Raw genomic sequence first — 15,675 nt, forward strand, 5'->3', positions numbered from 1 at the left:
CATTGAATAACGATAAGATCGTCATCAAGGGTGCCCGCGAGCACAACCTGAAAAATGTAAACCTGACCATCCCGCGGGACAAGCTGATCGTGATGACCGGCCTGTCCGGCAGCGGCAAGTCCAGCCTGGCCTTCGATACCATTTATGCGGACGGCCAGCGCCGTTATATGGAGAGCCTTTCCAGCTATGCCCGTCAATTCCTGGGCCAGATGGAAAAGCCGGATGTGGACGACATTCAGGGCCTTTCGCCGGCCATCTCCATCGACCAGAAAACCACCAACCGAAACCCCCGCTCCACCGTGGGTACCGTAACCGAAATCTACGACTATCTGCGCCTGTTGTACGCCCGCATCGGCGTGCCCCATTGCCCCATCTGCGGCCGGGTGATCAGCCAGCAGACGGTGGACCAGATGGTTGACGCCATTCTGGCGCTGCCCAAGGGCACCAAGTTCCAGGTGCTGGCCCCGGTGGTACGGGGCCGCAAGGGCACCCAGCAGAAGGAGCTGGAGGCCGCCCGGCGGGGCGGCTACGCCCGCGTACGCATCGACGGCAACCTCTATGATCTGGACGAAGAAATCAGTCTGGAAAAGAACAAAAAGCACACGGTGGAGATCGTGGTGGACCGTCTGGTCATCAACGACACCGTGCAGAGCCGTCTGGCGGATTCGCTGGAAACGGCCATCGCCCTCACCGGTGGTCTGGTGACCATCGATGTGAATGGCGGGGAAGAGATGCAGTTCAGCCAAAGCTATGCCTGCCCGGATCACGGCATCTCCATCGACGAGCTGGAGCCCCGCATGTTCAGCTTCAACAACCCCTTCGGCGCCTGCGAACGCTGCACCGGTCTGGGCACCTTCATGCGGGTGGACCCGGAGCTGATCATCCCCAACAAGGACCTGTCCATCCGGGAGGGCGCCATCAAGGCCAGCGGCTGGTACTACGCTGAGGGTTCGATCAGCGAGATGTACTACAAGGGCCTGGGCAAAAAGTACGGCTTCACGCTGGACACGCCTGTTAAGGAGATGAGCGCCGAGGCGGTGAACGCCATTCTTTACGGCACCGGCGGTGAACGCATCGAGATGCACCGGGAAAACGAGTTCGGTTCCGGCCGTTACCTGAACGAATTCGAGGGCATCGTGAACAATCTGGAACGCCGCTTCCGGGAGACCAGCAGCGAGTGGATGAAGGAAGAGATCGCCACCGTGATGAACGGGGTGGAATGCCCGGACTGCCACGGCAAGCGGCTCAAGCCCACCAGTCTGGCGGTTACCGTGGGCGAGGTGAACATCAGCGACCTGTGCGAGATGAGTGTGCGCCAGGAGCTGAACTTCATCAACGACATCCAGTTGACCGATCAGGAGCACCGCATCGGCGACGGCATCCTGAAAGAGGTGCGCGAGCGGCTGGGCTTCTTGCAGAGCGTGGGTCTGGATTACCTGACCCTTTCCCGCGGTGCGTCCGGTCTGTCCGGTGGTGAGAGCCAGCGCATCCGGCTGGCCACCCAGATCGGCAGCGCCCTCACCGGCGTGCTCTATGTGCTGGATGAGCCCAGCATCGGCCTGCACCAGCGGGACAACGACAAGCTGATCGCTACCCTGAAACGCTTGCGGGATCTGGGCAACACGCTGGTGGTGGTGGAGCACGACGAGGACACCATGCGTCAGGCGGACTACATCGTGGACATCGGCCCCGGCGCGGGCGTGCACGGCGGTGAGGTGGTGGCCGAGGGCTCGGTGGAGGATATCTGCAAGGCCCCCCGCAGCATCACCGGCGCGTATCTGTCCGGCCGCAAGCGGATTGAGGTGCCCGCCACCCGCCGTAAGGGCAACGGCAAAAAGCTGCGCATCGTGGGCGCGGCCGAAAACAACCTGAAGAATGTGAACGTGGATATCCCGCTGGGCAAGATGATCTGTGTGACCGGTGTGTCCGGCAGCGGCAAGTCCAGCCTGATCAACGAGATTTTCTACAAGGCGCTGGCCATGGAGCTGAACGGCGCCAAGCGCCGCCCCGGCAAATACAAGGAGATCAAGGGTCTGGAAAACGTGGACAAGGTCATCGGCATCGATCAGGCGCCCATCGGCCGTACGCCCCGTTCCAATCCGGCCACTTATACCGGCGTGTTCACCGACATCCGCAATGTGTTTGCCCAGACGCAGGATGCCAAGATGCGCGGCTACGGCCCCGGCCGGTTCAGCTTCAACGTGAAGGGCGGCCGCTGCGAAGCCTGTGAGGGCGACGGCATTGTGCAGATCGAGATGCACTTTCTGCCGGATATCTTCGTACCCTGTGAGGTATGTAAGGGCGCCCGCTACAACCGGGAAACGCTGGAAGTTAAGTACAAGGATAAGAGCATTGCCGACGTGCTGGACATGACGGTGGAGGAGGCCTGCACCTTCTTTGCCAACATTCCCCGCATCCACCGCAAGCTGCAGACCCTGCTGGACGTGGGCCTTGGCTACATCAAGCTGGGCCAGAGTGCCACCACCCTGTCCGGCGGTGAGGCTCAGCGCGTAAAGCTGGCACTGGAGCTGGCCAAGCGGGAGACCGGCCAGACTGTGTATGTACTGGACGAGCCCAGCACCGGCCTGCATGTGGCAGACGTGCACAAGCTCATCACCGTGCTTGATCGTCTGGTGGACGCGGGCAACACCGTGGTCATCATCGAGCACAATCTGGACATCATCAAGCGGGCAGATTATATCATTGATCTGGGCCCCGAAGGCGGTGACGAAGGCGGCACCATCGTGGTCACCGGCACCCCGGAAGAGGTGGCCAAGGTGCCTGCCTCCTATACCGGTAAATACCTGGGCCCCATTCTGGAGCGGGATCGGGTAACCGAATAAGAAAGCAAAGAGGAATTCCATGGAAACCATTCTGTTGGTAGAGGACGATGCGGCGCTGAGCGAGGGCATTGCTCTCGCATTCAGCCAGCAGCCCTATGAGTTTGTTCGCTGCGCCACGCTGGCCGAGGCCCGGCGGGCATTACAGACGAGGGTGTTCTCCCTGATTCTTCTGGATCTGGGTCTGCCGGACGGCAATGGGCTGGAGCTTTGCCGCCAGCTGCGCGACCGGCGGGATCCGGTTCCGGTGCTTTTTCTCACTGCCAACGATACCGAATACAGCGAGGTGGCGGCGCTGGAAGCAGGTGGCGATGACTATATCACCAAGCCCTTCAGCCTTGCAGTACTGCGGGCAAGGGTTACCGCCGCGCTGCGCCGCCGCGTGCCTGCCGGGCCGGAGCTGGTGGAGATCGGTCCCTTCCGGTTTGATTTCGCCCGGCTCCGGTTTGAAAAGCAGGGTGTTGAAGTTGTGCTCAGCCGCACGGAACAGCGTCTGTTGCAGCTGCTGGTGAAAAACCGGGGGCAGATTGTTCCCCGGGACACTCTGCTGGATCAGGTATGGGACGGCGGCGAATTTGTGGACGAAAACACCCTGTCGGTAGCGGTGCGCCGCCTGCGTGCCAAGCTGGAGGATGACCCGCGCAGCCCCCGTTATATCCAGACGGTCTACGGTGTGGGCTATATCTGGAAGGGGAACGGTGATGAATGACTGGCTTTTCGGCGTCACTCCCGGGCAGCTGGCTCTGCTGCTGGGATTGTGCGCGCTTATAGTTGTGGCAGCCGGTATTTGTGTGGCCGTCTATGGCTGGTACACCCGGCGCACCATGCGTCGTTTGGAGCAGATGCTGGAGCAGGCCATTGCGGGCAGCTTTGAGCAGAGAAATTACAGCGAAGCCCGGCTTTCCCGGCTGGAGGAAAAGCTGAGCCGCTTTCTCCGCTCCAGTCAGCTCTCCCGCAAGTCAATCGAGGAGGATCGGGGGCGCATCAAATCTCTGATTGGGGATATTTCCCATCAGACCAAAACCCCGCTGGCAAATATCCTGCTCTATGGGCAGCTGCTGGACGAGCAGCCGCTGCCTGCCGCTGCCCGCCCCATGCTGGGCCAGATCAATACCGAGGCGGAAAAGCTCCGGTTTCTGATCGAGGCGCTGGTCAAGCTGTCCCGGCTGGAAAGCGGGGTCGTTCAGCCTGTGGCCGAGGTTCAACCTCTGGAACCATTGCTGCGGGCGCTGGAACATTCCTTCCGGCCTGCGGCAGAGCAAAAGGGAGTGTCACTGCACATTGAGCCTGCCGGCGTTTCGGCCTGCTTTGACCGAAAGTGGACGCAGGAAGCAGTGGGCAATCTGGTGGATAACGCCATCAAGTACACCCCGGCGGGCGGGCATGTTTCCATTGCCTGTGAGCAGTATGCCATGTTCTGCCGCATCGCAGTGAAAGACGACGGCCCCGGCATTCCGGAGAAAGAGCAGGCAGCAGTATTCCAGCGGTTTTACCGGGGCCATGCTGCGGCAAAGAGCCCTGGAGTCGGGGTAGGCCTTGCACTGGCAAGGCAGATTGCCGCCCAACAGGGTGGCTACATCAAACTGGCGTCGGAGCCGGGCAGGGGCAGCGAATTTTCGCTGTATCTGCCTCTGGAAGCGCAAATGTGACAGAACTGTTCGATTTGCTCCGCTGTTTGTAAGGGTGCGGTAAGCATCGTCTGGTATAGTCTGTGCTGTAAAGAAAAGCGCGCTTGCGCATTCTTTGCCGCACAGACTATTTTTATCGGGAGGTTTTGGAGGAATGAACGTTCTGGAAACAAGAGCGCTGAAAAAATACTACGGCGAGGGCGAAACCCAGGTGCGCGCCCTGGACGGAGTGGACCTGACCGTGGCGGAAGGGGAGTTCGTGGCCATTGTGGGCACCAGCGGCAGCGGAAAATCCACCCTGCTGCACATGCTGGGCGGGCTGGATGAACCCACCAGCGGCAAGGTGCTGGTGGAGGGCAAGGATATCTTCCAGCTGAAAAAGGATGCGCTTACCATCTTCCGCCGCAGGAAGATCGGCTTTGTATTTCAAAGCTACAATCTGGTGCCGGTGCTGAACGTATACGAGAACATCGTGCTGCCCATTGAGCTGGACGGAAACCGGGTGGATCGGGCCTTCGTGAGCCGGATCATCGCCACACTGGGGCTGGAAAACAAGCTGCAAAGCCTGCCCAGCCAGCTTTCCGGCGGCCAGCAGCAGCGGGTGGCCATTGCCCGGGCGCTGGCCACGAAGCCTGCCATTCTTCTGGCGGATGAGCCCACCGGCAATCTGGATTCCAAAACCAGCCAGGATGTGCTGAGCCTGCTTCGGGTGACCAGCGAGCGGTTCGGGCAGACCATTGTAATGATCACCCACAACGAGGAGATTGCCCAGCTGGCGGACCGGATTGTGCGCATTGAGGATGGCCGCATCCGGGAAGGGCGGTGATGAGCCGTGCTGAAGATCAACAATCGAAAGGCCCTGCATCGCCTGGCGGACAAGAGCTTCCGGGCAAACCGGGGCCGCAATCTGATTGCCATTCTGGCGATCATGCTCACCACCGTTCTATTCACCAGTGTGTTTTCCATCGGCGGCAATCTGATCGCTTCGTTCCAGTACAGTACCATGCTTCAGTCCGGCGGCAGCGCCCACGGTACCTTCAAGGATCTTACCCAGGAACAGTTCGACCGGCTTAAGCAGGCGGCCCCGGCGGGAACCATTCTGGACCGGAACATCATCTGTGCCTATGAGGTGGAAAATCCGGAGTTTTTAAAGCGTCATCTGGAGCTGTGGTATCAGCAGCCGGATGCCTATGAGCGCCGGTTCTGCCAGCTGACCGGCGGCCGCGCGCCTCAGGCAGCAGATGAAATTGCCATGGACGAGCGCAGTCTGGAGCTGCTGGGAATCACCCCGGAGGAGGGGCAGACCATCACGCTGCAGCTGAAGATGGGCTACGATCAGCCGGTGATCGAGCGCCAGTTCACACTGGTGGGCTGGTTCGGATACAGTGACATCATGAACACGGGCTTCGGAATTGTGAGTGAGGCCTATCTCACGGAGCATGCCGATGAACTGGCCGAGGCAAGCGAGCAGATCGGCAGTCAGGTGGGGCTCATCCAGTGTGATGTGACCTTTTCCAATGGTATTAACATCAGCGGCAAGTTGCGAGCCATGGCCGAAAAGGCGGGCCTTGCCGAAGAGGTGGAATGGAACGAGAACTGGGCCTATGTGGGCGCCGGGATCGCTGACTGGACCAGCATCGGTGCGGTTGCGGGGCTTCTTCTGCTGATCATGCTCACCGGGTATCTGATCATTTATAACATCTTTCAGATTTCCGTCATGCAGGACATCCGCTACTATGGCCTGCTGAAAACCATCGGGACCACCGCAAAACAGATCCGGCGGATTCTGCGCCGTCAGGCGCTTGTGATGTGCGGGTTTGGCATCCCCGTGGGGCTGGTACTGGGCTTTTTGCTGGGCACGGCATTCACACCGCTCATTTTGCAGATGACCAACACGGTGGACGAGGTCAAGTTGGCCCTGAACCCGGCGGTCTTTCTGGGGGCTGCGGCCTTTTCGGTGATCACCGTGCTGCTGAGCATGCGCAAGCCTGCCCGGCTTGCCGCAAAGGTTTCCCCGGTGGAGGCTGCCCGCTATACCGAAGGAAACGGGAAAACGGCGAAAAAGGCAAAGCGTTCTACCAGCGGGGGAAAGCTCTGGCGGATGGCCCTGTCCAATGTGGGGCGAAACAAGCGCCGCGCCGTGTTGGTCATTCTATCCATGAGTCTTTCGCTGGTGCTCATGAACAGTGTGTTCACGCTGACAGGCAGCTTTGACATGGACAAATATCTGGCCCGTTTTATCAAAACGGATTTTGTTGTGGCCAACGCCCGCTATTGGGGAATCGACTCCTTCCGGGCGCTGGACGGCGAAGACGCGGTGAGTGACACATTGATCGCCAATGTGCAGGCGCAAGAGGGCTTTGTACAGGGCGGTGCGATCTGGTGCGACATCTATTCCTGGGCGGAGGAGTATCAGTGGCCGGAGGATACCCTCTGGGATGCAGAAGGAAAACCCTGCCGGAATGACGGGAGAAACCGGCCGCAGGCAGTGGACGATGCGAAAAATCCCTTCACGGTGATCTACGGTGCGGATGATTTCATTCTGGACAACCTGCAGATAATGGAAGGGGAGCGCGACCCGGAAACGATCCGGCAGAAGCTCTCCACCGGCGAATACATTCTGTTTGCTGGCCAGGTGAACGACGAGGGCAAACTGGAGCCGGACCAGCGCCACAAAGTGGGTGACGTGGTCACTCTGTACGATGCAGACGGCGCACGGCATACCTTCACCATTCTTTCGGTGATCAACCCCGCCTATTACTGCGAGACGGCGCAGGCCAGCTTTTCCGAATTTGTCTATTACACCACAGCGGATGTGTATGCGGGAATGTGCAACACCGCCAACAAGATGAACTATGCCTTTGCGGTGGAGCCGGAATCGGTGGACGCCATGGAGCAATACCTGAACCTCTACACCACGCAGATTGACCCGCTGATGGATTACCGTTCCCGGGACGGGTACATTCAGGAATACTCTGGAATACGGTTCCTGTTCATGGCGGTGGGCGGCTCGCTCTCGCTGGTGATCGGGCTGATCGGTGTGTTGAATTTTATTAACTCTATCCTCACGGGCATTGTGACCCGCAGGCGGGAATTTGCCATGCTGGAGGCCATCGGTATGACCAGGCGACAGCTTCAGACGATGGTTGCACTGGAGGGCAGCTGTTATGCCCTGTTCACGATCCTTTGCAGTCTGGCCGTGGGGGTCGGAGTCTCACTGCTGTGCGTAAAGCCCCTGGTGGACGGCCTGTTCTTCACCAGCTATCGGTTTGTGATCTGGCCGCTTTTAGCTGCGATTCCTGTGCTGGTGCTGCTGGGAATCGCGGTTCCGCGGCTGGCCCTGCACTTCGGCGCCGGGCAGCCGGTGGTGGAGCGGATGCGACAGGCGGAATGATCAAAATCACCATAGAAAAGCAGACCCCGGCCGCCGGAGAACTCTTCCCGGCGGCCGGGGCTTTTGTCTGCCTGTATTTTTGCACGGGCAGCCCACTGGATCACAGCGCAAAGGGCTTGTGAAATGGGCAAAAGTATTGTATACTGGAACGGTATATTGAAACCACGCTATTTTCAGAAGGAGCTCGAATTTTGGAGATCATTCATTTTGAACATAACAAACAGGCGGCGGAGCTGGTGGCCAAATGGTACGAAAGCCCCCCGCTGGCCTATGTGCATTCCTTCGGCTGCCAGCAGAACGTGAATGACGGAGAGAAGATCAAGGGCGTTCTGGCGGATATCGGCTACGGCATGTGCGACTCGGTGGAGGAGGCTGACTTGATCCTCTTCAACACCTGTGCCGTGCGGGAGCACGCGGAGCAGCGGGTGTTCGGCAACGTGGGCGCGCTCAAGCGGCTCAAGAAGGATAAGCCCGGCCTGATCATTGGCCTGTGCGGCTGCATGGCTCAGCAGCAGAGCATCGTGGACAAAATCCGCGAAAGCTATCCTTTTGTGGATATCGTGTTCGGTGTGAACGGCATCGACACCCTGCCGCAGCTGCTGTGCGAGAAGATCGCCGGCAACAAAAAGCGTATCCTGCTCACGCCCACCGAGCGGGCCGAGGTGGTGGAGGAGACCCCCATCCGCCGGGATTCCAACTTCCGGGCCTGGCTGCCCATCATGTACGGCTGCGATAACTTCTGCACCTACTGCATCGTGCCTTATGTGCGCGGGCGGGAGCGCAGCCGCCGCAGCGCGGACATTCTGGCCGAGTTCAAGGAGCTGGTGGCTGCGGGCTACAAGGAGATTACCCTGCTGGGGCAGAACGTGAACTCCTACGGCAAGGGCCTGGAGGAAAAGATTGATTTCTCGGATCTTTTGAATCTGCTGTGCACCGTGCCCGGCGATTATCACATCCGCTTCATGACCAGCCATCCCAAGGATGCCAGCCGCAAGCTGATCGACACCATCGCCGCGCAGGACAAGATCTGCAACCACCTGCATCTGCCGGTGCAGAGCGGCAGCGACCGGATTCTGGCCCAGATGAACCGCCACTATACCGTGGACCAGTATCTGGAGCTGATGGACTACGCCAAGGAGAAGATCCCCGGCATCACCTTCTCCAGCGATATCATCGTGGGCTTCCCCGGCGAGACCGAGGAGGATTTTGAGGGCACGCTGGAGCTGATCCGCAAGGTAGGCTACATGCAGCTGTTTACCTTCATTTACTCCAAGCGCAGCGGAACCAAGGCTGCCACCATGCCGGACCCCATCACCCGCAAGGAAAAGACCGACCGCATGGCCCGGTTGCTCAGCGTGCAGGATGAGATTGCCCGCAAGCTGGTGGCGGATATGACCGGCCAGACCCAGCGTGTGCTGGTGGAAGGCCCCGGGCGGGACGAAGGCACCCTTTCCGGCCGCCTGACCAACAATCTGGTGGTGGAGTTTGCCGCCGAACCATCGCTGGTGGGCAGCTATGCCATGGTGCACCTGACCGGTTCCCGTGGCACGGTGCTCAAAGGCGAACTTGTGTGAAAAAACTGCGCACGCCGCTGTTTTTTATAATTTTGTGGTATAATATTTTTATTATATAAATTGTTCCAATCAAAGGAGAATCATCATGGACGTTATCGACCTGTTTAAGAAAGCCGCCGCAGCCCTGCAGACTGACGCCCGTTACCTGGCGCTGGATGCCGCCCGCAAAGCCAACGATGCGGACGAGACCCTGCAGAACATGATCGGCGAGTTCAACCTGGCCCGTCTGGATCTGAACAACGAGATTGCCAAGGACGAGCGCGACGAAGCTAAGGTGGCCGAGCTGAATGCCAAGGTCAACCAGCTGTACACCGACATCATGAACAGCGAGAGCATGGTTGCCTACAACGAGGCCAAGGCTGAGGCAGAAGCTCTGATCGGTTACATCGATGCCATCATCAACACTGCGATGAACGGCGGCGATCCCATGACCGTACAGGAGCCTCAGGCCGGCTGCAGCGGCAGCTGCTCTTCCTGCTCCGGCTGCCACTAAAAGGCATTTGCCATAAAAGCGTTCGTGCGGCCCGGAGGGTGCTGAGTCCCAGTACTCTTTGGGCCGCACTCTTTCCCGTTTGAAAAAATGCAGAGGTGATAACCGTTGGCACAGCTTTCGCCCATGATGGCGCAATACTTTGAAATCAAAAAGAAGCATAAGGACGAGATCGTCTTTTTCCGGCTGGGCGATTTTTACGAGATGTTCTATGACGATGCGATTCTTGCGTCCAAGGAACTGGAGCTTACCCTCACCGGCCGGGACTGCGGGCAGGAGGAGCGCGCCCCCATGTGCGGTGTGCCCTTCCACAGCTACGAAAACTATGTGGCGAAGCTGATTGCAAAGGGGTACAAGGTTGCCATCTGTGAGCAGATGGAGGATCCCGCCACCGCCAAGGGTCTGGTCAAGCGGGATATTATCCGGGTGATCACGCCGGGTACCGTAATCGAAAGCAGCATGCTGCAGGACGACAAAAACAACTACATCGGCAGTGTATACTTAAAGAATGGGTGCATCGGCGTCTGCTTTGCGGACGTTTCCACCGGCAGCGCCCACACCACCGAGCTGGCGGGGGAAAAACTCTCCACCCAGCTGATTGCAGAGCTGTGCCGCTACAATCCCAGCGAGCTGCTGTTCAACACGGCGCTTCTGGATTTTAAGGACGTGACCGCCTACATCAAGCAGCACATGACCTGCTCGGTGGAGCTGATGGAGGATGAGTGCTACGCCCCGGATGAGGTGGAGCGTCTGCTGACCGAGCAGTTTGGCGCGGACTGGCCCAAGGCCACCGGCCTTGGCAGGGAGGGCAATGCCCACGCGGCGCTGAGCGCGCTGCTGGGTTACCTGCACCGCACCCAGAAAAAGGGTGTGGAGCGGCTGAAGCTGGTGCACAGCTACGCCGAAGCCCAGTACATGCAGCTTTCCCCGGTTACCCGTGCCAATCTGGAGCTGACCGAGACCATGCGCGGCCGCGAGAAACGGGGCACTCTGCTCTGGGTGCTGGACAAGACCCAGACTGCCATGGGCAAGCGCCTTCTGCGCAGCTGGCTGGAGCAGCCGCTGGTGAGCTCGGCGGCCATCAATCGCCGGCTCAACTGTGTGCAGGCCCTTTACAGCGAAAACATCCAGCGGGCCGAGCTGAGCGAGGCATTGTCCCATGTGTTCGATATGGAGCGTCTGATGACCCGCACGGTGTATGGCTCCGCCACCCCCAAGGAAATTTACGCGCTGGCCAGCACCTGCACCCAGCTGCCCCTGATCCGGGAACTGGCTTCCGGCTGCAACTGTCCGGAGCTGGATGCGCTTGCGCAGCAGATCGATCCGCTGGAGGATATCCGGGACCGGATTTTTGCAGCGCTGGAAGAGGAAACGCCTGCCACATTGAAGGACGGCGGCGTGATCAAGCAGGGTTACAGTGCAGAGGTGGATGAGCTGCGCGACATTGTGCATGGCGGCAAGGGCTATCTTTCCCAGCTGGAAGCCCGCATGAAAGAGGAGACCGGCATCCGCACCCTGAAGGTGGGCTACAACCGGGTGTTCGGCTATTATCTGGAAGTCAGCAAATCCTTCACCGACCAGGTGCCGGAGAACTTTATCCGCAAGCAGACTCTGGCCAACGCGGAACGCTACATCACCGAGGAATTAAAACAGCTGGAAAGCAAGATCCTTGGTGCCAGCGAGCGCCTTCTGGCCTTGGAGCGCCAGCTGTTTGAGGATCTGTTGAAGGACCTTTCCGCTCGGATTCTTCGGGTGCAGAACACCGCCTCCGCCCTTGCCCAGCTGGATGTGCTTGCTGCACTGGCGCAGGTGGCAGTGAATAACAACTATGTGCGTCCGGTTGTGGATGACGGCGACGAGCTGGTCATCACCGAAGGCCGGCATCCGGTTATTGAGCAGATGCTCAAGGGCAGCCTGTTCGTGCCCAATAACACTCTGCTGGACTGCGGCGAAAACAGTATGCTCATCATCACCGGCCCCAACATGGCCGGTAAATCCACCTATATGCGCCAGAATGCGCTGATCACCCTGATGGCCCAGATTGGCAGCTTTGTCCCGGCACAGGAGTGTCGGGTGGGTGTGGTGGATGCCATCTTCACCCGCGTGGGTGCGTCGGACGATCTGGCGGCCGGGCAGTCCACCTTCATGGTGGAGATGACCGAGGTGGCTGAGATTCTGCAATATGCCACCAAACGCAGTCTGGTGATTCTGGACGAAATCGGCCGCGGCACCTCCACCTTCGACGGCATGAGCATTGCCCGGGCAGTGGTGGAGCATATTGCCGGCCAGATTGGCTGCAAGACCCTGTTTGCTACCCACTATCATGAATTGACTGAGCTGGAAAATACCCTGGACTGCGTGAAAAACTATAACATTGCAGTGAAAAAGCGGGGCGACGACATCACCTTCCTGCGGCGCATTGTGCGCGGCCCGGCCGATGACAGCTACGGCATTCAGGTGGCAAAGCTCGCCGGTCTGCCGGACAGTGTGACCAAGCGGGCCAAGGAGGTACTGCGCGCGCTGGAAGCGGCAGCACCCAAAAAGCAACAGGTGGAGCAGCTGGACTTCGGCGTTGTGGAAGAGATGAGCAGCCCGGCCCTGCCCAGCGAAATTCTGGACAAGCTGCGGGATACCGATCTGAATACCCTGACCGGTATTGAGGGACTGCAATTCCTGTGTGAAATCAAAAACGCGCTGCAATAAGGCGGCGCTTTCAGGGAGGTGACCGGATTTGGCGGTCATACATATTCTGGACAAGCATACCGCGGAGCTGATCGCCGCCGGTGAGGTGGTGGAACGGCCTGCTTCTGTAGTGAAGGAACTGCTGGAAAATTCCATCGATGCCGGCGCCACAAAGGTGGCGGTCACCATTGAACGGGGCGGTGTTTCGCTGATTCAGGTGGCAGACAATGGCAGCGGCATTGAGGCGGAGTATATCTCCACCGCATTTATCCGCCATGCCACCAGCAAGATCCAGACCCAGGAGGATCTGGAAAGCATCCACACCCTGGGCTTCCGCGGCGAGGCGCTGGCGTCCATTGCCAGTGTGGCCCGGGTGGAGGTGCTCACCCGCACCGAGCCGGATGAGTTTGCCTGCTGCTACCGCATTGAGGGCGGGGAAGAGCTGGGTATGGAACCTGGGGCGCGCCCCATCGGAACCACCATTTCGGTACGGGATCTTTTTTACAATACACCCGCCCGGATGAAATTTTTGAAGAAGGATTCCAGTGAGGGCACCTTTGTGGGCGAGACGGTCAGCCGGATTGCCCTTTCTCACCCTGAGGTGAGCGTGTCTTTTATCCGTGAAGGGAAACTGCTTTACAAGACTCCCGGCGATGGAGACCTGCGCAGCGCGGTCTATGCGGTGCTGGGCAAGGAATTCGCCCGAGATCTTCTGCCGGTCAAAACCAGCATGGGCAACTATTCCGTGTCCGGTCTGATTACCCCGCCGCGGGCCTGCCGGGCAAGCCGGGGCATGCAGTTCTTTTTCATCAACGGGCGATTTGTAAAGAACCGTACCATGATGGCCGCCATGGAGAACGCCTACCGGGGAACCCTGATGCAGGGCAAGTTTCCGGGCTGTGTGCTGATGCTGAATATGCCGGCACAGCTGGTGGATGTGAACGTTCATCCCGCCAAAACCGAGGTGCGCTTCGCCCGGGAAAACGATGTGTTCGACGCGGTTTACGGTGCAGTGAAAAATGCGCTGGGCCAGCCCGGCAGCGGGGAGCAGCAGTTTCAGTTTGCTGCGGGCAAAACACCTGAGCAGGAACCGGTTAAGCAGCCTGCGGCACAGCCAGAACCGACGAAAAAAACGTTCAACTTCGCTGTGAAACAAGATGACTTTACGGCGGAAACGGAGCCCCGAAAGGCTGAAATCAGTGAAATCTGGCGGGTTTCTCCCAAAAAAGAGGAGCCGCTGGAGCCCATTGTTACGGTTCCGGACGAAGAGGATGTTCCACGCATTTCCCGCAACTGGCAAAATGGGCAAAATTCCTTTGCCACCCCGGTGGGAGAGGGCCTTCGCTCAGAACCGGTTCCACTGGCAAAGTATTCCGAACCGGAGAAGAAGTTTGCCGGGCAGTGGGCGATGCCTGCGGTGCAGCCCGCGCCGCAGCCGGAACCCGTGGTAATCGAAGAGCAGCCCGCCGAACAGACGAAGCTGACGGAATCAACGCCACAACCAGAACCTTTGCAGCAGACAATGGAGCCGGAGCAAACCAGCCAGCCGCTGCAGTATGTGGGCGAGGTGTTCAAAACCTACATCATCACCCAGCGTGGACAGGAGATGTGTCTGATTGACAAGCACGCGGCCCACGAGCGCATCCTCTATGAGCGGTTAGCTGCGGATTACGGAAAGGTGAGCAGTCAGATGCTGCTGGCCCCGGTTACGGTGAACCTTTCCGCCGAAGAGAAGAACGCCATTCTGGAACATGAATCGCTTTTGCGGGATGCAGGTGTGGAGACCGAGGACTTCGGCGGCAGCACGGTGCTGGTTCGTTCGGTTCCGGCCGATGTGGAGACCCCGGACGTGGAGGGTCTGATCTGCGAGCTGGCTGCAAAGCTGGCCCGGGGCAGCCGGGATGCACTGAGCGAAAAGACCGAGTGGGTGCTGCATTCCATTGCCTGCCGGGCCGCCATCAAGGCAGGCGACCGCACCGCCAGTGCCGAACTGATGCATCTGGCGCAGGATATTCTGGATGGCAAGGTGCCGCCCTTCTGCCCCCACGGCAGACCGGTGGTGCTGAAATTGACAAAGAAGGAGCTGGAAAAACAGTTTGGGCGGATCGGATAAACCAAAAGTTCTGGCCATCGGCGGGCCCACAGCTTCCGGCAAGACTTCTTTGTCAGTGGCGCTGGCCAAACGGCTGAACGGTGAGGTGGTCTGTGTGGACTCCATGCAGATCTACCGCGGGCTGGATGTGGGTACCGCAAAGGTGACCGAAGAAGAAATGCAGGGAGTGCCCCATCATCTGGTGGGGTTCCTCGCGCCGGAAGAGACGTTCAGCGTGGCGGATTTTGTGGCCCTTGCAGATCGCTGCATTCGTGACATCAGCGCCCGGGGGAAATTGCCGGTGCTGGTGGGCGGAACGGGGCTTTATATGGAAAGCCTGTTGAGCGGAGTTCGTTTTGCTGAACAGAAAACCGACCCGGCCGTGCGCAGGCAGCTGGAGGAGCAGGCGGCCCAGCTGGGGGCCGATGCCATGCACGTAAAGCTGGCGCAGATCGACCCGGAGTACGCGGCCACGGTTCACCCCAACAATGTGGGGCGGGTGCTGCGGGCGCTGGAGCTGTTCCAGATCACCGGCGTTACCATGACCCGGCAGCGGGCAGAATCAAAACCGAGCGAGCCACCCTACGACAGTCTGTTGTTTTGCATCGGCTTTGAGGACCGAAGCGTTTTGTATCAGCGGATTGACCGCCGGGTGGATCTGATGCTGGAGCAGGGAATTCTGAAGGAGGCCCGGCTGGTCTATGATCATCGGGATACCTACCATACAGCTGCTCAGGCCATCGGCTATAAGGAATTCTTTCCGTATTTCTGCGGAGAAAACCCGCTGGAGCCCTGTGTGGACAAGCTCAAACAGGCTTCCCGAAATTATGCAAAGCGGCAGCTCACCTGGTTTCGCCGTATGCCCCAGACCCTTTGGCTGGATGGAATTCAGGGCAATCTGGAGGCGCAGGCACTTGCCCATATTCACGCGCACTGGCCGCAAGTGGAGCCTGGTGTGTGAACCACTGAATCCAT

10 protein-coding genes are annotated in these 15,675 nt (G+C 59.2%); all 10 read left to right on the top strand.

Going from position 1 to position 15,675, the window contains the following annotated elements; all coding sequences use genetic code 11:
• Nucleotides 1-2: 2 nt before the first annotated feature.
• The 10 genes from uvrA (at nt 3) to miaA (ending at nt 15,661) form a co-directional block, all read left to right on the top strand.
• Nucleotides 3-2,843, top strand: a complete 2,841-nt coding sequence (gene uvrA / locus EDD77_RS05290) for an excinuclease ABC subunit UvrA (protein WP_058962929.1) — start codon at nt 3-5, stop codon at nt 2,841-2,843.
• A gap of 19 nt (nt 2,844-2,862) precedes the next feature.
• The gene (locus EDD77_RS05295; RefSeq protein WP_058962930.1) at nt 2,863-3,549 is read left to right on the top strand and encodes a response regulator transcription factor; all 687 of its coding nucleotides are present in this window, start codon (nt 2,863-2,865) and stop codon (nt 3,547-3,549) included.
• Entirely contained in the window at nt 3,542-4,489 is a 948-nt protein-coding gene (locus EDD77_RS05300) for a sensor histidine kinase (protein WP_058962931.1), read from the top strand. The genes EDD77_RS05295 and EDD77_RS05300 overlap by 8 nt, the downstream gene beginning before the upstream one ends.
• Before the next feature lie 133 nt (nt 4,490-4,622).
• A complete protein-coding gene (locus EDD77_RS05305; RefSeq protein WP_058962932.1) occupies nt 4,623-5,294 on the top strand; it encodes an ABC transporter ATP-binding protein in 672 nt (223 codons plus the stop codon).
• 6 nt (nt 5,295-5,300) lie between these two features.
• Nucleotides 5,301-7,862 carry an ABC transporter permease gene (locus EDD77_RS05310; RefSeq protein ID WP_058962933.1) on the top strand — a complete coding sequence of 854 codons (2,562 nt, stop codon included), beginning with the start codon at nt 5,301-5,303 and terminating at the stop codon, nt 7,860-7,862.
• Between the two features lie 191 nt (nt 7,863-8,053).
• On the top strand, nt 8,054-9,436 hold the full coding sequence (gene miaB / locus EDD77_RS05315) for a tRNA (N6-isopentenyl adenosine(37)-C2)-methylthiotransferase MiaB (protein ID WP_058962934.1): 1,383 nt from the start codon (nt 8,054-8,056) through the stop codon (nt 9,434-9,436).
• 85 nt (nt 9,437-9,521) lie between these two features.
• Entirely contained in the window at nt 9,522-9,929 is a 408-nt protein-coding gene (locus EDD77_RS05320; protein ID WP_058962935.1) for a YlbF family regulator, read from the top strand.
• A gap of 105 nt (nt 9,930-10,034) precedes the next feature.
• Nucleotides 10,035-12,629 carry a DNA mismatch repair protein MutS gene (mutS, locus tag EDD77_RS05325; RefSeq protein WP_058962936.1) on the top strand — a complete coding sequence of 865 codons (2,595 nt, stop codon included), beginning with the start codon at nt 10,035-10,037 and terminating at the stop codon, nt 12,627-12,629.
• Between the two features lie 28 nt (nt 12,630-12,657).
• The gene (gene mutL / locus EDD77_RS05330) at nt 12,658-14,721 is read left to right on the top strand and encodes a DNA mismatch repair endonuclease MutL (RefSeq protein WP_058962937.1); all 2,064 of its coding nucleotides are present in this window, start codon (nt 12,658-12,660) and stop codon (nt 14,719-14,721) included.
• Nucleotides 14,705-15,661 (top strand): tRNA (adenosine(37)-N6)-dimethylallyltransferase MiaA, encoded by a 957-nt coding sequence (gene miaA, locus EDD77_RS05335; RefSeq protein WP_058962938.1) that lies wholly within the window; start codon nt 14,705-14,707, stop codon nt 15,659-15,661. Before mutL ends, miaA begins: the two co-directional genes overlap by 17 nt.
• Nucleotides 15,662-15,675 lie beyond the last annotated feature (14 nt).

Source organism: Allofournierella massiliensis, from assembly GCF_004345265.1.
Lineage (GTDB): Bacteria > Bacillota > Clostridia > Oscillospirales > Ruminococcaceae > Allofournierella > Allofournierella massiliensis.

Bases quoted from the DNA above. Each gene is read 5' to 3' on its own strand.
- EDD77_RS05295 (WP_058962930.1), top strand. From the start codon at position 2,863: ATGGAAACCATTCTGTTGGTAGAGGACGATGCGGCGCTGAGCGAGGGC.
- EDD77_RS05320 (WP_058962935.1), top strand. From the start codon at position 9,522: ATGGACGTTATCGACCTGTTTAAGAAAGCCGCCGCAGCCCTGCAGACT.
- EDD77_RS05305 (WP_058962932.1), top strand. From the start codon at position 4,623: ATGAACGTTCTGGAAACAAGAGCGCTGAAAAAATACTACGGCGAGGGC.
- EDD77_RS05300 (WP_058962931.1), top strand. From the start codon at position 3,542: ATGAATGACTGGCTTTTCGGCGTCACTCCCGGGCAGCTGGCTCTGCTG.